Genomic DNA, 18,021 nt, shown 5'->3' with positions numbered 1-18,021 from the left:
TTCTTCCAAGAACTTAGGGAACGCGTCCAGTCCGAGGTGAAGTTTGAGCCCCAAAATCTGTGGTTGAGGGGCCTTAAGTCCTTCGACGGAGTGATAGTCGAGCGGAATCACCATGCTGGAGAAAGACCCGGAGACGGAAGGCGGGTTGAAGCGCTGGCTCGAAGGCGTTGGTCTTGGCCACTACACCGATCTGTTCGCGCAGCACCGCCTCGATCTCGACGTCATGGGGGACCTGACTGAGGCTGACCTGGCCGAGCTTGGACTGCCGCTCGGCGATCGCAAGCGGCTCCAACGGGCGATGGCGGCATTGTTCCAGGCTGAAACAGCGGAAGCGCCGGTCGCAGCGGTGCGCCCGCAAGCCCGGACGGAGGTCGGCGCCGAGCGGCGTCAGCTCACCACCATGTTCTGCGACATGGTGGACTCGACCTCGCTCTCGGCCCAGTTCGACCCGGAAGACGTGCGCGACATGATCGCGAGCTTCCGCGAGACCTGCGTCCGCGTGGTCAAGCATTATGAAGGCTTTGCCGCCCGCTTCGTCGGTGACGGCATTCTGGTCTATTTCGGTTATCCGACCGCGCATGAGGACGACGCCGAGCGCTCGGTGCGCGCCGGGCTCGAGATCGTGCGTGTGCTATCGACCGCACGCGCGATCGAGCCGCGCGGTGCGCTCAGCCACGCGCCTGCCGTCCGCATCGGGATCGCGACCGGTCTCGTCGTGGTCGGCGACCTCGTCGGCCAGGGCACCGAAGAACGCGACTCCGCGGTCGGCGAAACCGTCAATCTCGCCGCGCGCCTGCAGGCGCTGGCACCACCCAACGGCGTCGTGATCTCCGCCTCGACGCAATCGCTGCTGAAGGGGAAGTTCGACTACCGCAATCTCGGCGCGCATGCGCTCAAGGGCATCACGGAAAAGGCCCAGGCCTGGCACGTCGTGCGCGCCTCGCGGGTCGAGACCCGCTTCGCGGCCGCCATGGGCACGCGGCTGACCCCGCTCGTCAATCGCGAGGAGGAGATCGCGCTCCTGATGGGGCGCTGGCAGCAGGTCAAGGAGGGCGCCGGCCAGGTCGTGGTCAAGTTTGGCGAGCCCGGCATCGGCAAGTCGCGCATCATCCAGGAAATCTTCGAGCGGATTGCGGGCGACCGGCACGGGCAGGTCTCATTCCAGTGCTCGCCCTATTATACGTCCACGGCGTTCTATCCCTTCGTCGAGCAACTTAAATTTTCTCTCGGCCTCGACCGCGAGGATGCCTCCGCGATGTCGCTGGGGACCCTGGAGACCGCGATCGCCGCCGCCCATGGCGACATCGAGCAGGTCACGCCGCTGTTTGCTGCGCTTCTGTCAATCCCGGCCGGAGATCGCTATCCGCCGCTCGATCTGTCGCCGCAGCAGCAGAAGGACGCAACCGTCGCGGCGCTGGTCAACCATTTCCTGGGGCTCGCGCGCGACCAGCCCTTGGTGATCGCCTTCGAGGATCTGCACTGGATCGACCCCACCTCCCGCGAGGTGATCGACCTCCTCGTCGACCGGGTGCAGAACCGGCCGATCCTTGTCGTCATCACTGCGCGCTCGGAATTCCAGCCGAGCTGGAACGCGCATTCGCACATCACGACCCTGGTGCTGAACCGGCTGAGCCGGCAGTTGCGCGCGACGCTGGTCGAGCGCGTCGCAGGACGCGAGCTTCCCAAGGAGGTCGTCGAGGAGATCATCGTCAAGACCGATGGCGTGCCGCTGTTCCTGGAAGAGCTGACCAAGACGGTTCTCGAATCCAACCTGTTGACCGAGCGGCACGGACGTTACGTGCTGTCGGGCCCGTGGCGGCAGCTCGCCATCCCGGCGACGCTGACGGACTCGCTGATGGCGCGTCTGGACCGCATGGGGCCGTTCAAGCGGATCGCGCAGATCGGCGCCACCATCGGCCGCGAGTTCTCCTATGAGACCCTGCACGCGGTCGCCAACACGCCTCCGGAGCAGATCGAAGCGGCGCTCAATCACCTGGAGGAGGCGGGACTGATCATGCGCCGCGGCCATCCGCCGGACGCGCTCTACTCCTTCAAGCATGTGATGATCCAGAACGCTGCGCATGCGAGCCTGTTGCACAGCGAGCGGCGCAAGCTGCATGCCCGCATCGCCCAGGTGCTCTCCGAGATGTATCCGGAGAAGACCGAACGCGAGCCGGAGCTCCTCGCCCATCATCTGACCGAGTCCGGCCAGAGCGAGGGCGCGGCGAGCTTCTGGCTCAAGGCCGGCAAGCAGGCGGCCAAGAGCGGCGCCAATCTGGAGGCGATCGGCCATCTGCGCCGGGGCTTGAGCGTCGTGCAGGCCAATGCGCGCATGCAGGGCGCCGACGAGATCGAGCTCGAGCTGCGGATCGCGCTCGGCAACGCGCTGATCGCCGCCAAGGGCTATGCGGTGCAGGAGGTCGAGGAGAATTACATCCGCGCGCTCGAGCTCGGCCAGCAGCTCGACGACGACGAAAAGGCTTTTGCCGCCACACGCGGGCTCTGGGTGTGCCATTTCATCCGTGCTGATCTCACCCGTGCGCACGATCTCAGCGTCGAGCTGTTGAAGTTCGCCAAGCGTGAGCGGCTGAACGAGCGGACCCAGCCGGCGCAGCAGACCGGCTATCTGATCGAGGCGCACCGCTCGATCGCGATGACCATGCTCTATCGCGGGCGCTTTGCTGCTTCACAGCATCATCTGCACCGCTGCATCAATCTCTACAGCCCCGATCTGCACTCGGACCTGATGGAGCGGCACGGTACCGATCCCGGCGTGGTCTCGCTGTCCTATCTCGGCTATCTGCTGTGGTTCCTCGGCCGGCCCGACGCAGCGCGCCAGCACAGCGAGCAGGCGATCCTGCTTGCGGAGAAGATTCGCCATCCTTTCTCGCTCGCCTTCGCGTTGGTGTTCGGCGCCTATCTCTGTCAGCATTTGCGCGACATCGAAGGCACGCGCGACCACGCCAACCGCGCCATGATCATCGCCACCGAGCACAATTTCCTGCACTGGAAGCAACAGGCTGCGATCCTGCGCGGCTGGGCGCTGGCCCAGCTCGGCGAGGCCGATGAGGGCATTAGCCAGATGCGCTTCGGCCTCGACGAATATGAGGCGATGGATTCGTGGCTCGCCGGCTGCTGGTTCCGCTGCCTGCTCGCGGAGGCCTATGCCAAGGTCGGCATGCGCGACGCTGCCTTGCGCGCGCTGGACGGTGCGCTGGCGACCGCAAGACGGACCGGCGATCACTCCTATCTCGCCGAAGTCTATCGCCTGCAAGGCGAGATCACGCTGTCGGACGGCAATCCGGCCTCGGTGCAGGAGGCCGAGGATCTGTTTGGCCTGTCGCTGGAGACGGCGCGCAAGCAGGGCGCGTTGTCATGGGAGCTTCGCACCGCCGTCAGCCTCGCACGCCTGTCGCACCAGGCCGGTAAGCGCGAGCATGCGAGCCTCCTGCTCGTGCCGATCGTCGGTAAGTTCAACGAGGGATTCCTCACGCCGGACCTGAAGCAGGCCATGCAGCTCGTGCACGAGCTCGGTGGGGACACGCCCGTTCGTCAGCAGGCCGATCCGGTGAAATGAGTGATCTTGCCACCGCGCGTGCGCGCTATGTCGAGCTGATCGCGAAGCGGGAACGGATTTCCTCGCCCCAGCTGCTCGCAGCCTTGGCGGCAGTTCCGCGCGAAAATTTTCTGGCGGAGGGGCCCTGGCGCATCAAGAGCGAGGCGGCGCGCAGCTATCGGTTGACGCCGGACGCCGATCCCGTTCATCTCTACGACAATGTGCTGGTCGCGATCGACGCACGCCGCAAGCTCGACACCGGGCTGCCGAGCCTGTGGGCGCATTTCATCGACGTGCTCGACGTCAAGCCGAAGCAGTGCGTGGTCCAGATCGGTTGCGGGCTCGGCTATTTCTCGGCGGTGCTGTCGAAGATCGTCGGCCCAAAGGGCAGGGTGCTCGCGGTCGAATGCGACGAGCGGCTTGCGGCGCGCGCTGCGAACTACCTTCGCGCCTATCGCAATGTCGAGGTCATCAACCGCGACGGATGTGCGGAGGTCCGCGAACCGGCCGATGTGATCATCGTGCATGCCGGTTTCTCGCATCCGCATCCGCACTGGCTTCAGTCGCTCCGCCCGCGCGGCCGTCTTTTGGTGCCGTTGACCCAGCGGGACCGTGAAGGCGCGGTCATCAAGATCACGCGCAAGGGCAAGGGCTTCGAGGCCGAGGCGGTCCAGCAGATCCGGATCTTTCCCGGCCAGGGCCGCGGCACGACCGCTCTCGACGACCGCGTCGCCGACTGGTGGCAGCGGGTCTCCGCATTGGCGCCGCTGCGGTTTCGCGGCATTGAGCGGGGGCTGCCGGCGCACGGCTAGTCTCGGTTCGCTTTACCTTGATTCGGATTGTGAGTTCCCAGCGTCTCCCGGCGGGGCTATGACTGCGGTTCGGTCGCCATTTGAGCACGCATTATGCATTCCGTTGCACTGCTGACTGCCAGCTATGCCAAGGATATCGAGCGCTTTTCGCTGCTCAGCGAGAGCATCGACACCTGGTTGACGGGATACACGCGGCATTATGTTCTCGTTAACGATGAGGATTTGCCGCTGTTCGAGCGGTTTGCTTCCGACAAGCGCGTCATCGTTCCGGCCTCGCGCTATCTGCCGAAATGGCTCTGGGCGTTGCCGCCGGCGCTTCAGTTTATCAGCAATCGCCGGGTCTGGCTGTCGCTGTTGTCCTCGCCGGTGCATGGCTGGCACATTCAGCAGATCCTGAAGATCGCCGGCGTCCTCAACGCGCCGGAGCAGCGGGTCTGCATCCTGGACTCGGACAATCTGTTCTTCCGTGAATTCGACGTCAGCCAATATGCCGGCGCCGAGAAGACGCCGCTGTTTGTGACACCTAAGGCGATCGACGCCGACCACCCGTTGCATGGCCTGTGGCTCCGCACGATCGATCAGCTTCTCGGTATCAAGGAGCGCTCGTTCCCGGCAGACGACTATGTCGGAAACGCGCTGGTCTGGGACAAGGACACCGCGCGCGCGATGACTGACGCCATCAAGTCGGCGACGGGCTTAAGCTGGGCTCTGGCGTTGTGCCGGAAGAAAAAATTCTCCGAGTATCTGCTTTACGGAAACTTCGTCGCGAACTCGTCGGAACATTTGGCGATACATCGGATCACTGAAGACAGCATTGCTGTTTCGCACTGGGAGGACACGCGCCTCGATCGCCCAGCCATCGAAGCGCTGATGGGCACCGCTTCGCCCGAGCAGGTCGCGCTCTGCATCCAGTCCTATTCGTCGACCTCGATCGACGACATTCGCGACGTGTTCCGACTAAGCTCGCGCGACCGGCGCGGCCCGAGCCTGTCTCCCGATCACATGGGAGATGCGGCTGCATTCGAGGCGCCCAAGACGCGTTAGATCCTGGACGGCGCGCTTACACGTCTTTCGTGAATTTGGTCAGGACGTCCATGAACGGCTTGGGCTTGAACTCGCCGTCGAGCGGCAGAGGACGGTTCGGCTGCTTGTCCTTGCGGGCGAAGGTGCCGTTGATCCAGCTATAGCGGTCCGAGAGGCCCCAGGTCAGGATCGAGCGTACCGGGCCGCTGGTCGAGATCGCGGTCAGGAGATCGTCGACGCGTTTGGCGACGATGGCGTCGCGCTCCACCGGATTACCCGTCAGCTTCTGGTCGTCGACATCGAGCTCGGTGACGTAGACTTCCAGGCCCCACGACCGCAGTTCGGTGACAAATTCCGCCAGCCCATGCGTGTCGATCTCGAGCTCCGCGTGCAGATGCGACTGAAGACCCACGGCGTGAAGCGGAACGCCCTGGTCGAGCAGATCCATGATGAGGTTGCGGTAGGCTGCGCGCTTGGCAATGAAGGAGTCCTTGGCCGACTCGATGTCGTATTCGTTGATCGCGAGCTTGACGTAAGGATCGGCTGCGGCGGCCGTGCGGAAAGCCAGCGGAATCCAGCGATCGCCGAGATTTTGCGACCAGAATGAGTCTCGCCTGTCTTTCGGACCGCGGGGATTGTCCGGGATCGGTTCGTTGACGACGTCCCACGACGTCAGCTTGTCCTTGTAGTAGGAGACCACGGTCGAGATGTGGTCGACGAAGGCGCGTTCGATGCCTTTCGTTTCCTTGATCTGCTTGGTCCAGTCCGGAATGTCGTGATACCAGGCGAGCGCGTGGCCGCGCATGGTCAGATCGTTCTGCTGAGCGAAATCAAAGATCGCATCGGCGCGCTCGAAAGCAAAAGTGTGCGCATCCGGCCGCAGCATCGGCCATTTCAGCTCGAGCACCGGTACGACCTGCGTGCAATAGGTGCTGATGGCTTCGCCGAGCCGCGGATCGGCTTGCAGGTCCCACAGCGTGGCCGCAGCGCCAAAGCCTTGGCGGCGCTGGGCAAGCTTTGCCGCAGGGACCGCGGACGCCGATGCGCCCGCCGCAAGCGTCGCGGCGCTGCCGAGAAGAAATTCGCGTCTGTCGAGCTTGATCACGTGGCCGTAGTCCTTCCGGAACCAACGCGCCATCGTACCAAGCGGTGCCTTGCGACGCCGGGGTTTCCAGCGATTGGGTTAACTGTTCGGCCGCTGCTGCACGAGGCTTTCGGCGATCTCGTAATATCGCAGCGCCTGCTGCTCGAGTGCGAGATTGTCCATCACGTAATCGCGAGGCGAGAAGCCGTCTGCTGCGGCGCGCTCCCAGAATGCGCTCCAGCTGGACTTGAAGCTGTCGGCGTCGATGAACTTCATGCCGCAGCGCGCGTCGAAATAGGGCACCGAGGACACGCCCTCGAACGTCACTCTGTGGGGGAAATAATCCGGATCCTGCCAGGCGCCGCCGCCGTCCCAGGCGAAGACAGGAACGCCGCTGGCGAGCGCCTCCTGATAGGCGATGCCCTGGCTTTCATGCTGGCAAAGAAAGATCATGGCGCGGCAGCGCGAAAGCGCGCGCCGGTAATCGCTTTCCTCGTAGCTGCCATAGCGGAGTTCCTCGACCGAATGCCCGTTCACCGCAAGATGTGAGCGGATTTGCGCGACCAGTTCGACCGAATGGCGCTCGCGCTGCCATTGCACCTTGTCGTACAGCAGCACGTCGGTGGTTTTCTGCTCGGGCGATGACGGCCTCCACGCATCCGTGTCGATGCCGATCGGCCAGACCTCGATTTTGGGCCATCCCGGCCTGCACATGTCCGCATACCAGGTGCTCGGAACCAGAACGGTCTTGACCGGAAGGCGCTGGAACAGATCCGGGGCGTCGATCGGGTGATTGAACGCTGCGACACCGAGCAGGATCGGATTCTTCCACGTAATCCAATCGAGCACGAAAGGGCGGCCGATAATGCAGGCGAGCTCTTCCGGATGCTTTTGGATGTGGCCGTAGTCGTTGACCCGGTAGCGGATCCCAAGCCGGTCGAGGCCGGCGCACAGATTGAGAAAGACGCGATGCTGGCCGCTCATCCGGGCCTTGCCGTAGAGCAGACGCCTGAGCCACGGCCTCACATGCCGGTCGCCGGGAAACCAGCGGTCGTCTCTCTCCTCGAAGAAGAGATTGAGGACCATGCGCTCGCGTCCGTGCCTGGAACCGGCAGGCGACAGCGTGGCGAGCCGGCCGGCGTCGCCCGAAAGGTCGCTCGCAGGCGACGTCGTCCGTATACGTTCGGCAACGTCCATGTCAGTTACGTCCAGGCATTAAACAGACGGCCGGCGCCAGTCTTGAAATCATGGTTTCTTTTCGGTGATCGCGCCTTCAGGTTCAAGGAAAGGGCAAATTTAACGCTAACGCGCGAAACCGGTGGGCCTGCCCCATTCGGGGGCCGATTTGCAGACTTATGTGACTATCTTGGGGGATGCTGCGGCGCAGTCCGATCGCCAAGCCTCCGATAGTCACGCCAAGGTCCAACTGATTAACGGCCACTCGATCGCAAGGCCGCCGGTCCCGTGCACGCATGCTGAATCGCCATTTCTCGATCTACCTGGTCGCCTACATCCTGCCTGCGGCGGTGGGCTTCTTCGCGGTCACCGCCTACACGCGGCTGCTGACCCCGGCTGAGTATGGCGTCTATGTCGTCGGCATCAGCATTGCCGGCATTTTGGGCGCGATCTTCTTTGCCTGGATCAAGCTGTCGGTGTCGCGCTATCAGGCGATGTCGGCGGAGGTGGATTTTCGCGGCACGGCGATGGCCGCCTTCGCGCTGACGGTCGCCGCCATGTGCGCTGCAACGCCACTGGTCTTCCTGTTTCGCAGCGACGTCAGCATTGAATTGCTGCTCGCCAGCATGTTCGTCGCGATCATGTCGAATGCGGTCGATGTCGGACAGGAGTTCGAACGCGCCAAGCTACGCCCCTACCGGTTCGCCACAATCTCGATCGTGCGGAGCCTGGCGAGCGTCGGCTTTGGCCTGCTCGGGATCTGGCTCGGCTGGGGCGGAATGGGCTTGCTCGCGGCGTTCGGCCTGGGCTCGCTGAGCGGTATCATCCTGAATCTCGTCGGCGATCGCACGAAGATCGCGCGCTTCCAGCGCAGCCAGTTCATGCAACTGGCGCGCTATGGCCTGCCGCTGACGCTGGCCGGTCTTTCGGTCGCGCTGTACTCTACCTGCGATCGTCTCATCGTCGCCTGGCTGCTCGGCAAGGACGCCGCCGGCATCTTTGGCGTCGCCGCGGATCTGCCGCGCCAGTTCATGGTGATGATCGCCTCGAGCGTCGCCGCGGCGACCGTGCCGCTCGTGTTCCGATCGCTGTCGGAGAAGAGCGCGGATGCGACCCGCGAGCGTCTATCCGAGAGCTTCGAACTGTTGCTCGTCGTCGTGGCGCCAGTTGCCGTTTGGCTTGCGCTCGCGGCGGACCAGGTCGCCGGCACGCTCGTCGGCATCGATTTCCGCGCCGGCGTGTCGGCGCTGCTGCCGATTTTGGTGCTCGCCCGCTTCTTCGGGATCGCCAACCAGTTCTATGTGCAGATCAGTTTTCAGCTCGCCGAGCGCCCCTTCATGCTGGCGGCGCAATCGTTCCTCATCCTGGTCGTGAGCGTGGCATTGATGTTCGCGCTGGTGGCAGGCTACGGCCTCTACGGTGCGGCGCTCGCGACGCTTGCGACCGAGGCGATTGGCTTCGTCGTCGCCGTCGTTCTGATGCATCGCGCCCATCCGGTGCCGTTCGATTTCAACCGGCTTGCCGGCGTCGGCGTGTCGGCCGCAGCGATGGCGGCCGCGATCCTCATTGCACGCTCGGCGGTCGGCGGCACCGCCCTCGTGTCGTTGATCGTCGTGAGTGTTGCGGGCGGCCTTGCTTACGCCGCCGCAGCGTGGCTGCTGAATGTTGCGAACGTGCGGACGCTGTCGCTGCGCTTCCTACGGACGTTCAACCGCAAGGCGCTGGGCGTTTAGGGGCGGTTTCCGCCCTACCGAATGCCCCACGCTGAACATTTGCCGAGAACTATTGCAGCGGGGATCTCGTCCTGGTGGCAGCATCGTAGATCAGGACCTGCAACATTGGAAACCTGCCCAACAGCTCGGCGCCAGCTTCTTGCGCGGCATTTCCGTCGTCGTAATGCGCCTTGAACTGACCGTCGACCACCAGCGAGAATCCATCTGTTGGCGCCACATCAGCCCTTTGAACGATTCTCGGCTCATTCTCGTCTGCTGGCGTGATGGTCTTTTTCATTGGGTGCCTTTGTATCGTTATAGAATAGAGGTCGCTGGTTCCGAGGCCGCTATCCCCGCATCGCGTCGGGGCCGACGGCCCTTGTTGGCAACCCGACGGCGCGCTTGATGTTCCGCAATGCGCGGGAGACCGCTCGAGCCGATTCGACCCTTGCGTCCTAATGCCTCAGTCGTCGTTTCTCACGATCTCAGGCTTGTCATACAAGACCGCGTTCAGGAGCGAATTGTGAACCTCGATCTTGCCGTTGTAGCTGATGAAGCCGAGTTTGCGAAACTTGTTCATGAAAAAGCTGACACGCGAGCGGGTTGTCCCGATCATCTCAGCGAGCGTCTCCTGGCTGATCTGCACTGCGATGGGCTGAGGGACACCTTCCTTTCCAAAATTTGCCAACAGCAGCAGGAGACGCGCAAGCCGCTTCTCGCTGGAATTGAACAATTGGTCGATCAGGTCTTCCTCGATGCGGCTGTTTCGACTGAGAAGGTAGCCCATAAACAACTCGGAAAACTTCGGTTCGCTTTTGAGTGCCGCAAGCATCGCGGATTTTGCGATGGAAGTGATCACACATTGCTCCATCGCCACCGTTGTCGAAATTCGCAAGGGATGTCCGTTCAGGCAACCTTCGCCGAAGAATTGTCCGGGCTCCATGATTCCGACCACCGCTTCCTTGCCCTGCTCGGAGACGACGAGAACCTTGATCTTCCCCTGCTGGATATAGAAAACGGTATCTGCGGCGTCGCCTTGCGAAAACACCACCTGGCTCTTGTCAAATTTCAATATGGCTTTGCCCTCGCCGACCATGGCGAGAAAGATTTTTGGATCAAATGAGCTTTTCGGCGCTTTTGCCATGAAGTCGTGAAAGCCTGATGGGGAATACTCAGTTTAGCAGGCCCGGTGCTGGGTCCGTTAGCCAAATCTTGCTTCTGACCTCCGACCCGTCTGGCATCCGAACCGGCGAATTGGAGTGGCTGTTTCGACAGGCTCGCAATGCGGCGCACGTCCGCGCAGTGCCGTGCGATCGTCCGATGCCGGTCCCAATGAACCTATCGGTTGCGCGTTGTCACAGAGCAGAAGTGCTCAGGTTCGGCGAAGCAATGGTCCACACTTGGCAGCAAGCCGTGCGCTGTTCAAACGACCGGTATCTGAGCAGTTTTCGCTGTGTGACCCGCTGGAACCAACATTGCTGCGGTCGCTTGATGATGGCGACCGGATGTAATGCCCACTCACTATATCCGATGAATGGCGGCCCTGTTCGCACCCCCGTGCTGGGGCCACTTCGTCGAGCGTTCCGATTCACCTGGCCGATTTGATCGGATCGTCAGCTGGTCGTCCATAGACCTGACCGCAGTTGGAGCATTCGAAGACTCGCATATCTGGATCGCTGCAACCCAATCCGATGCGGATCAGCGTCATGCGACGTTGGCACATCGGGCAGAGTGGCCGCGGTATCGGAATCAGCGACGGTTCCGGACGAGCGTAGACCTCGGACATGTGATGCTCCTGCCCATATGGCGGGGTATGCCGTACGCGAAGCTGCTGCCGCTGGCGGCCGATCCGCTGGCTGCGACGGCGTGAGCATGCCGTAGTCCCGTGTCATCCACTGGTCAATATTGCTCATATTCCGGAAAATTGCCTGCGGTCTGGCAAATTCGCGAGTGAATGTTGGATCTTGGACTGAGCAATATTGCTCAGCAAGACATCCTCGCACGGATCAATATGGCGGTGCGTGGGGCGCGCGACCTCAGAGCCGCTGCCGAAGGCGTCCGTGCGCGAGAACCATGCCGTCTTGGGCGGGCCTGCTCGGAAGCAAACCAGATATGAGCCAAAGGCTGCCGGAAATCCGCGCATTGCCGCGATTGCTCGCCCGTTATCGCGAACCCGACAGCGCGCGCGGGGTTTTTGAGCTGGTGATCACGGCAGTGCCGTTCCTGATCATCTGGGCGCTGATCCAAAATGCTCTTGACCATGGCTATTGGGCTGGCCTGCTGCTTGAGGTGCCCGCGGCTGGCTTGCTGGTGCGCCTCTTCATGATCCAGCACGATTGCGGACACGGCTCGTTCTTTCGCAGCCGCGTTGCGAATGATTGGGTCGGCCGAGCCATCGGTGTCATGACCCTGACGCCATACGATTATTGGCGACATAACCATGCGCGCCATCATGCGAGCTCCGGCAACCTCGATCATAGGGGCCTGGGCGACATCGATACATTGACCGTGCGGGAGTTTCTTGCGCAGTCGCGCTGGCGTCGGATGCGATATCGCCTCTATCGGCATCCCATGGTGATGTTTGGCGTAGGTCCCACGTACCTGTTCGTCTTGAAGCATCGATTGCCGGTGGGGTTGATGCGTGGCGGCTGGAAGCCCTGGCTGAGTACCATGGGCACGAATACCGCCATTGCGGTTCTCGTCGTGGCGATGATCCGGCTGGTCGGCTATGGGCCATTCCTGCTTGTGCATTTGCCGATCATGGTTCTGGCGGCGTCGATCGGTGTCTGGCTGTTCTACGTCCAGCACCAGTTCGAGGACACGTACTGGTCCCATGGCAAAGACTGGAGTTTTCACGAAGCTGCACTGCATGGCAGTTCCCATTACCACTTGCCGGTCGTCTTGCGATGGTTCACGGCAAATATCGGTATCCACCACATCCATCATTTGTGCAGTCGGATTCCCTGCTATCGATTGCCGGACGTGTTGCGGGACTATCCGCAACTCGCTGGCGTCGGACGAATGACCCTGCTCCAGAGTCTGCGGTCTGTGCGACTGGTTTTGTGGGATGAAGAGCGGCTGCAGCTCGTCTCCTTTGGAGAGGCGCGGGCTCGGGTCCAAGCCCGATCTGCCGGCGGTCGCGGGCTGTCGTAGCCTCCAGCCGGCGCCAGCCCGGATGGTCGCGCGAGGCCTCTGCGTTCCGGCTGGTGTTCTATTTCTCATCACGGAAATTTCTGCGAACGGGATGGACAGTCGGCCTTACATTTTGCCGTAGCGGCGGCCGAAGCCATGCCTTGCCGAGCTTGTCAATCAAAGCTCGTTCTGCTCAGTATGGGTTTGAAATTGCGCAGCAATATGCGCATGCATCTATCGACTAAAGTCGAAATTCAGCGAGGAAACAAAATAATGCGCAAGCTCACTTTGGCCATTGCCGTGATCGCTCCGATGCTCGGTCATGCAGCGTCGGCCGAGGACACCATCAAGATCGGCTACATCGATCCGCTTTCCGGCGGCGGCGCCAGCGTCGGCGAGGGTGGTTTAAAGACATTCCAATATCTGGCCGATGAGCTCAACGCCAAGGGCGGCATTCTCGGCCACAAGATCGAGATCGTCCCGCTCGATAACAAGACCAATCCGCAAGAGAGCCTGGTGCAGGCCCAGAAGGCGATCGATGCCGGGGTCCACTACATCACGCAAGGAAATGGCTCGTCCGTCGGCGCGGCGCTCTCGGACTTCGTCACCAAGAACAACACGCGCAATCCCGGCAAGGAAGTCCTGTACTTCAACTACGCCGCCGTCGATCCGAGCTTGACCAACGAGAAGTGCAGCTACTGGCATTTCCGCTGGGATGCCAGCTCCGACATCAAGATGGAAGCGCTCACCAACTACATGAAGGACACCGCCTCCATTAAGAAGGTGTACCTGATCAACCAGGATTATTCGTTCGGCCAGTCGGTGCGAACCGACGCGCGCAAGATGCTTGGGGCCAAGCGGCCCGACATCCAGATCGTCGGCGATGAGCTGCACCCGCTGCTGAAGGTCACGGATTTCTCGCCTTATATTGCGAAGATCAAGGCGTCGGGCGCCGACAGCGTCGTCACCGGTAACTGGGGCCAGGATTTTGCGCTGCTGCTCAAGGCTGCGGCCGACGCCGGCCTGAAGGTCAATTGGTACACTTATTACGCCGGCGGCGCCGGCGGCCCGACCGCGATCAAGCAGACCGGTCTTGACCAGCAGGTCTTCCAGATCACCGAAGGCTTTGCCAACTCCGGCAACAAGGCCGCGATGGACTACGAGAAGGCGTTCCGCGCCAAGGTCAATTTGTCGCTGTGGTACCCGCGCGCGGTCAACGAGATGCGCATGTTCAAGGCGGCTGCCGAGAAGGCCAACTCGATCGACCCCGTGAAGGTGGCGGCGGCGCTCGAGGACCTGAAGTTCGAGGTGCTGGATGGCGGCACCGGCATCATGCGCAAGGACGATCACCAGTTCCTGCAGCCGATCTACATCTCCTCCTTCGGCAAGCTGACCGAGAGCGAGCCGTTCGACGAGGAGAGCACCGGTTGGGGCTGGCATCTGGTCTCCAGGATCGATACGCCGCAGGCCATGGTCTCCACGACCTGCAAGATGACGCGGCCGTAATCACGGGGTACGTCGCCTTTCCGCGACCGTCATCGGTCGCGGGAGGGCGGCCGGAATGCATTTGATCGATTGGGCGATGTTCACCGGGGCCATTCGGCCCCGGACATTCATGAGTGCGCTGTGCTTGAACTCATTGTCATTTCAACCCTGAACGGCGTGTTGTTCGGCATGCTGCTCTTCCTGCTGTCGAGCGGTCTGACCGTCATCTTCAGCATGATGGGCGTGCTCAACTTCGCCCATGCCAGCTTCTACATGCTCGGCGCCTTCTTCGGCTTCCAGCTCACGAAGTGGATCGGCTTCTGGCCGGCGCTGGTGCTGGCGCCGCTGCTGGTCGGCGCCATCGGCATGGCGGTCGAGCGCTATGGCCTGCGCAACACCCACAAGCACGGCCATGTCGCCGAGCTGCTGCTGACGTTCGGCTTGGCTTTTGCGATCGAAGAGATCGTGTCGATGATCTGGGGCAAGAGCCCGCTCGACTATCGCGTGCCGGCGCTGCTCGACTTCCCGGCCTTCACGATCTTCTCGACCAACTATCCCGCCTACAAGATCTTCATGCTGGCGATCTCGGTCGTGATCTTCGTGGCGCTGCTGCTCGTGCTCAAACGCACCCGCGTCGGCCTCATCGTCCAGGCTGCGCTCACCCATCCTCATATGGTGGGCCATCTCGGTCACAATGTCGGGCGCGTGTTCATGGTGGTGTTCGGCGTCGGTAGCGCGCTGGCCGGGCTTGCCGGCGTCATCGCCGGCCCCGCTCTGGTGACGCAATCGGACATGGCGGCTTCGCTCGGGCCCATCCTGTTCGTGGTCATCGTGTTCGGCGGCCTCGGCTCTTTGCCGGGCGCCTTCATCGCATCGCTCGTGATCGGACTGGTGCAGACCTTTGCGGTGGCACTCGATGGCTCGCTGGCGAGCGCCTTCGGCCCGCTCGATCCATCGACGGGACCGTCTGTCCTCACCGATATCTGGAACGTCACGATCGCGCAGGTCGCGCCGATCGTTCCCTATATGCTGCTGGTGCTCATTCTGATCGTTCGCCCCATGGGCCTGATGGGGACGCGCGAGTCATGACCGCTGCAACAACATCGAGCGTCACAGCAAAACCCGCGGGTGAAAATCTGCGCTTCTACGGTATCTGGCTGATCGGCATCGCCGCGCTGATCGTCCTGCCGCAGGTGTTCTCGTCGGGCGGCTCGCTGACGTCCTTCAGCCTGATCGGCATCGCGATCGTCTTTGCGCTGTCCTACAACATCTTGCTCGGCCAGACCGGCCTGCTGTCGTTCGGCCATGCGGTTCACTACGGCCTTGGCGGCTTCGCGGCTTGCCACATGATGAATGCGGTGGTGTCGCGCGGCTGGCCGATCCCGCTCCCGTTCATTCCGCTGTTCGGCGGTATCGGCGGCCTCGTCTTCGCAATGATCATCGGCTGGGTCATGACCAAGCGAGCCGGCACGGTGTTTGCGATGATCTCACTCGGCATCGGTGAATTGGTGGCGTCCTCCTCGCTGATCCTGCGCTCCGTGTTCGGCGGAGAGTCCGGCATCACGACGGACCGCACCGCGCTGCCGAAGATGCTCGGCTGGTCGTTCGGGCCGCAGCTTCAGGTCTATTATCTGATCTCCTTCTGGTTGGTGCTATCAGCCATCGCGATGTACGCCCTGACCCGGACGCCGCTGGGGCGGATCAGCAATGCCGTCCGCGACAATCCCGAGCGTGTCCAGTTCATCGGCTACGATCCTCACGTCGTCCGCTACCTCGCTTATTGCTTTGCCGGGTTTTTCGCAGGCGTCGCCGGCGGCCTGACCGCGATCAATTTCGAGATCGCGAACTCCGCGCTGCTCGGTGCGATCCAGTCCGGTCTGGTGCTGTTCTCCACCTTCATCGGCGGCACCGCTTTTTTCTTTGGTCCAATCCTCGGCGCGATCCTGGTCACCTATCTCCAGCTCGGGCTGACCAACCTCACCACGGCATGGCAGCTCTATTTCGGCATCATCTTCATCGGGATTGTGATGTATGCGCCGGGCGGAATTGCAGGTCTTCTGATGATGCATCGGCCGCTGATCCGCGCCGGGACGTTGTGGACGGTGATCCCGTCCTATCTCGTCGCGATCGTGCCGACGGTCGCGTTGGCTTGCGGCGTGATCTTGACCATCGAAACGGTCGCGCGCTATTCCGGCGGAGACCCCATCAATCTCTTCGGCATTCCCTTCAATCCGACCTCGCCGATGACGTGGCTCACCGCAGCGGTTCTCGTTGTCGGCGGCGCGTTCGTCGCGCGGCTGACCTGGCGGCGGATTGCGGAGGCGTGGGACCGCGCCGCCACGGTTGCCCGTGATCGGGGGTATCTGGCATGAGCGGAGCGGTATCTGGAAAGAGCCCAGCGATCGAAGTCCACGCCGTCGAAAAGCGCTTTGGCAATGTCGGCATCATCCGCGACCTCAACCTCAGCGTCGCGCAAGGCGAGCGGCATGCCATCATCGGCCCGAACGGCGCCGGCAAGTCGACGACGTTCAATCTGATCAGCGGTCATATCAAGCCGACCTCGGGCGAGGTGAGGCTCAATGGCGATTTGATCTCCGGCCTGCAGCCGTTCGAGATCAACCGGCGCGGCCTGTCGCGCTCGTTCCAGGTCACCAACGTGTTCGCCCGCATGTCGGTCTGGGAGAACGTGCGCTGCGCCGTGCTGTGGGCGACCGGCCACCGCTACGCCTTCTGGAAGAACGTCGACAGCCTGCCTGAGGTGCGCGAGCGCACCGCTCAGATCCTCGACGACATCCATCTGACTCATCGGCGGGATGTTCCGGCCGGTCTCCTGACCTACGCCGAGCAGCGCGAACTCGAGATCGGCATCACCATCGCGAGCGGCGCCACCGTCGTCATGCTCGACGAGCCGACCGCCGGCATGAGCCACGCCGAAACCGACCGCGCGGTGTCGCTGATCCGGCGCTTGACCGAGGGCAAGACCCTGGTGATCGTCGAGCACGACATGAGCGTCGTGTTCGGGCTCGCGGACCGCATCTCGGTTCTGGTTTACGGCCACATCATCGCGTCGGGCACGCCGGAAGAAATCCGCCGCGATCCGAAGGTCAAGGAAGCCTATCTCGGCGAGGAAGCGCACTGATGCTCGAGGTCAGGAATCTCCACGCCTATTACGGCAAGAGCCACATCCTCCAGGGCGTCGACCTCGATGTCGCCGCAGGCGAGGTCGTGAGCCTGCTCGGCCGCAACGGCGTCGGCCGCTCTACCACGGTCAAGGCGATCATGGGCGAGGTCGCCCCGCAAGGCACGATCCGCTTCAAGGGCAAGGATATCGCTGGTCTGCCCAGCTACAAGATCGCGCATCTCGGCCTCGGCTACGTGCCCGAGCATCGCGACATCTTCCCGAGTCTGACGGTTCGGCAGAACCTGCTGCTCGGTGTCAAGGACACGCGCCGGCCCGGCAAATGGCGGCTTCAGGACATGCTCGACATGTTCCCCAATCTCGCCGCGCGCGCCGATACGGCCGCGGGTGTGCTGTCCGGCGGCGAGAAACAGATGCTCACCACATGCCGCACGCTGATGGGCGATCCCGACCTCATCATGATCGACGAGCCGACCGAGGGGCTGGCGCCGTTGATCGTGCAGCAGGTCGGCGATCTCATTGCCCGCATCGCACAGGCCGGCGTGGCGATTTTGCTCGTCGAGCAGAAGCTGTCGATCGCGATGCGGATCTCCAAGCGCGTCTATATCATGGGTCACGGCCGCGTCGTGTTCGAAGGCACGCCGGACGAGCTCAAGGCGAATGCCGCCGTACGGCAGGAATGGCTCGAGGTCTGACGTCACCTCTGGTGACGTGGTCGTGAACGGCTGCGGCTCGCGCATACGTATCTGTATTCTGCGCTACATCTCACGCCCCATAATCAAGGTATCGTCTGCCTCGCCGCCATCGCGTGCGATGCGGCCGATGATAACCAAGAACAGAAGTGGAGGATGTTGACGGCGGCCTGTGGGGCCACGCGTCGACGCACTCTGCCAGGGAAGGAG

The 18,021-nt window shown here is 62.5% G+C and carries 15 protein-coding genes; 10 read left to right on the top strand and 5 right to left on the bottom strand.

Annotated elements, in window-relative coordinates; translation table 11 throughout:
• The first annotated feature begins 112 nt into the window (after positions 1 to 112).
• From UP06_RS00770 to UP06_RS00760, 3 genes are all read left to right on the top strand, one after another.
• A complete protein-coding gene (locus UP06_RS00770) occupies positions 113 to 3,577 on the top strand; it encodes an ATP-binding protein (protein ID WP_044999762.1) in 3,465 nt (1,154 codons plus the stop codon).
• Positions 3,574 to 4,368 (top strand): protein-L-isoaspartate O-methyltransferase family protein, encoded by a 795-nt coding sequence (locus tag UP06_RS00765; protein WP_044999760.1) that lies wholly within the window; start codon positions 3,574 to 3,576, stop codon positions 4,366 to 4,368. Before UP06_RS00770 ends, UP06_RS00765 begins: the two co-directional genes overlap by 4 nt.
• 93 nt (positions 4,369 to 4,461) lie before the next feature.
• The gene (locus tag UP06_RS00760; RefSeq protein WP_044999759.1) at positions 4,462 to 5,412 is read left to right on the top strand and encodes a DUF6492 family protein; all 951 of its coding nucleotides are present in this window, start codon (positions 4,462 to 4,464) and stop codon (positions 5,410 to 5,412) included.
• Positions 5,413 to 5,428: 16 nt separating this feature from the next.
• On the opposite strand, the gene UP06_RS00755 is transcribed toward UP06_RS00760, so the two are convergent.
• Positions 5,429 to 6,496, bottom strand: a complete 1,068-nt coding sequence (locus UP06_RS00755; RefSeq protein ID WP_050031514.1) for an endo-1,4-beta-xylanase — start codon at positions 6,494 to 6,496, stop codon at positions 5,429 to 5,431.
• Positions 6,497 to 6,574: 78 nt separating this feature from the next.
• The gene (locus tag UP06_RS00750; protein ID WP_044999757.1) at positions 6,575 to 7,672 is read right to left on the bottom strand and encodes a glycosyltransferase; all 1,098 of its coding nucleotides are present in this window, start codon (positions 7,670 to 7,672) and stop codon (positions 6,575 to 6,577) included.
• Between the two features lie 275 nt (positions 7,673 to 7,947).
• Between UP06_RS00750 and UP06_RS00745 the strand changes: the two genes are divergently transcribed.
• Entirely contained in the window at positions 7,948 to 9,384 is a 1,437-nt protein-coding gene (locus UP06_RS00745; protein ID WP_044999756.1) for a lipopolysaccharide biosynthesis protein, read from the top strand.
• Between the two features lie 49 nt (positions 9,385 to 9,433).
• Here UP06_RS00745 and UP06_RS00740 read toward each other — a convergent pair whose 3' ends face one another.
• The 3 genes from UP06_RS00740 to UP06_RS39530 form a co-directional block, all read right to left on the bottom strand.
• Positions 9,434 to 9,661, bottom strand: coding sequence for a hypothetical protein (locus UP06_RS00740; protein WP_044999755.1), 228 nt, complete (start codon positions 9,659 to 9,661; stop codon positions 9,434 to 9,436).
• Between the two features lie 165 nt (positions 9,662 to 9,826).
• Positions 9,827 to 10,507, bottom strand: a complete 681-nt coding sequence (locus UP06_RS00735) for a Crp/Fnr family transcriptional regulator (RefSeq protein ID WP_044999752.1) — start codon at positions 10,505 to 10,507, stop codon at positions 9,827 to 9,829.
• A 444-nt stretch (positions 10,508 to 10,951) separates the two neighbouring features.
• The gene (locus tag UP06_RS39530; RefSeq protein WP_082078760.1) at positions 10,952 to 11,149 is read right to left on the bottom strand and encodes a hypothetical protein; all 198 of its coding nucleotides are present in this window, start codon (positions 11,147 to 11,149) and stop codon (positions 10,952 to 10,954) included.
• A 326-nt stretch (positions 11,150 to 11,475) separates the two neighbouring features.
• Between UP06_RS39530 and UP06_RS00730 the strand changes: the two genes are divergently transcribed.
• The 6 genes from UP06_RS00730 to UP06_RS00705 all read left to right on the top strand — a co-directional run bounded on the left by UP06_RS00730 (position 11,476) and on the right by UP06_RS00705 (position 17,814).
• Positions 11,476 to 12,516 carry a fatty acid desaturase gene (locus UP06_RS00730; protein ID WP_044999751.1) on the top strand — a complete coding sequence of 347 codons (1,041 nt, stop codon included), beginning with the start codon at positions 11,476 to 11,478 and terminating at the stop codon, positions 12,514 to 12,516.
• Positions 12,517 to 12,768: 252 nt separating this feature from the next.
• Complete coding sequence (locus UP06_RS00725; protein WP_044999748.1) at positions 12,769 to 14,001, top strand: branched-chain amino acid ABC transporter substrate-binding protein; 1,233 nt, start codon at positions 12,769 to 12,771, stop codon at positions 13,999 to 14,001.
• 120 nt (positions 14,002 to 14,121) lie between these two features.
• Positions 14,122 to 15,069, top strand: a complete 948-nt coding sequence (locus UP06_RS00720) for a branched-chain amino acid ABC transporter permease (protein WP_044999747.1) — start codon at positions 14,122 to 14,124, stop codon at positions 15,067 to 15,069.
• The gene (locus UP06_RS00715) at positions 15,066 to 16,352 is read left to right on the top strand and encodes a branched-chain amino acid ABC transporter permease (RefSeq protein ID WP_044999746.1); all 1,287 of its coding nucleotides are present in this window, start codon (positions 15,066 to 15,068) and stop codon (positions 16,350 to 16,352) included. Before UP06_RS00720 ends, UP06_RS00715 begins: the two co-directional genes overlap by 4 nt.
• Positions 16,349 to 17,119, top strand: a complete 771-nt coding sequence (locus tag UP06_RS00710; RefSeq protein ID WP_044999744.1) for an ABC transporter ATP-binding protein — start codon at positions 16,349 to 16,351, stop codon at positions 17,117 to 17,119. Before UP06_RS00715 ends, UP06_RS00710 begins: the two co-directional genes overlap by 4 nt.
• Positions 17,119 to 17,814 carry an ABC transporter ATP-binding protein gene (locus UP06_RS00705; RefSeq protein WP_044999742.1) on the top strand — a complete coding sequence of 232 codons (696 nt, stop codon included), beginning with the start codon at positions 17,119 to 17,121 and terminating at the stop codon, positions 17,812 to 17,814. Before UP06_RS00710 ends, UP06_RS00705 begins: the two co-directional genes overlap by 1 nt.
• Positions 17,815 to 18,021: the final 207 nt, after the last annotated feature.

It is taken from the genome of Bradyrhizobium sp. LTSP857, from assembly GCF_000938285.1.
In the GTDB taxonomy this organism is placed as follows: domain Bacteria; phylum Pseudomonadota; class Alphaproteobacteria; order Rhizobiales; family Xanthobacteraceae; genus Bradyrhizobium.
This window is presented reverse-complemented; position numbering and strand designations above follow the sequence as displayed.

Bases quoted from the DNA above. Each gene is read 5' to 3' on its own strand.
- UP06_RS00745 (WP_044999756.1), top strand. From the start codon at position 7,948: ATGCTGAATCGCCATTTCTCGATCTACCTGGTCGCCTACATCCTGCCT.
- UP06_RS00730 (WP_044999751.1), top strand. From the start codon at position 11,476: ATGAGCCAAAGGCTGCCGGAAATCCGCGCATTGCCGCGATTGCTCGCC.
- UP06_RS00725 (WP_044999748.1), top strand. From the start codon at position 12,769: ATGCGCAAGCTCACTTTGGCCATTGCCGTGATCGCTCCGATGCTCGGT.
- UP06_RS00735 (WP_044999752.1), bottom strand. From the start codon at position 10,507: ATGGCAAAAGCGCCGAAAAGCTCATTTGATCCAAAAATCTTTCTCGCC.
- UP06_RS00765 (WP_044999760.1), top strand. From the start codon at position 3,574: ATGAGTGATCTTGCCACCGCGCGTGCGCGCTATGTCGAGCTGATCGCG.
- UP06_RS39530 (WP_082078760.1), bottom strand. From the start codon at position 11,149: ATGTCCGAGGTCTACGCTCGTCCGGAACCGTCGCTGATTCCGATACCG.
- UP06_RS00760 (WP_044999759.1), top strand. From the start codon at position 4,462: ATGCATTCCGTTGCACTGCTGACTGCCAGCTATGCCAAGGATATCGAG.
- UP06_RS00705 (WP_044999742.1), top strand. From the start codon at position 17,119: ATGCTCGAGGTCAGGAATCTCCACGCCTATTACGGCAAGAGCCACATC.
- UP06_RS00715 (WP_044999746.1), top strand. From the start codon at position 15,066: ATGACCGCTGCAACAACATCGAGCGTCACAGCAAAACCCGCGGGTGAA.
- UP06_RS00740 (WP_044999755.1), bottom strand. From the start codon at position 9,661: ATGAAAAAGACCATCACGCCAGCAGACGAGAATGAGCCGAGAATCGTT.
- UP06_RS00710 (WP_044999744.1), top strand. From the start codon at position 16,349: ATGAGCGGAGCGGTATCTGGAAAGAGCCCAGCGATCGAAGTCCACGCC.
- UP06_RS00750 (WP_044999757.1), bottom strand. From the start codon at position 7,672: ATGGACGTTGCCGAACGTATACGGACGACGTCGCCTGCGAGCGACCTT.
- UP06_RS00770 (WP_044999762.1), top strand. From the start codon at position 113: ATGCTGGAGAAAGACCCGGAGACGGAAGGCGGGTTGAAGCGCTGGCTC.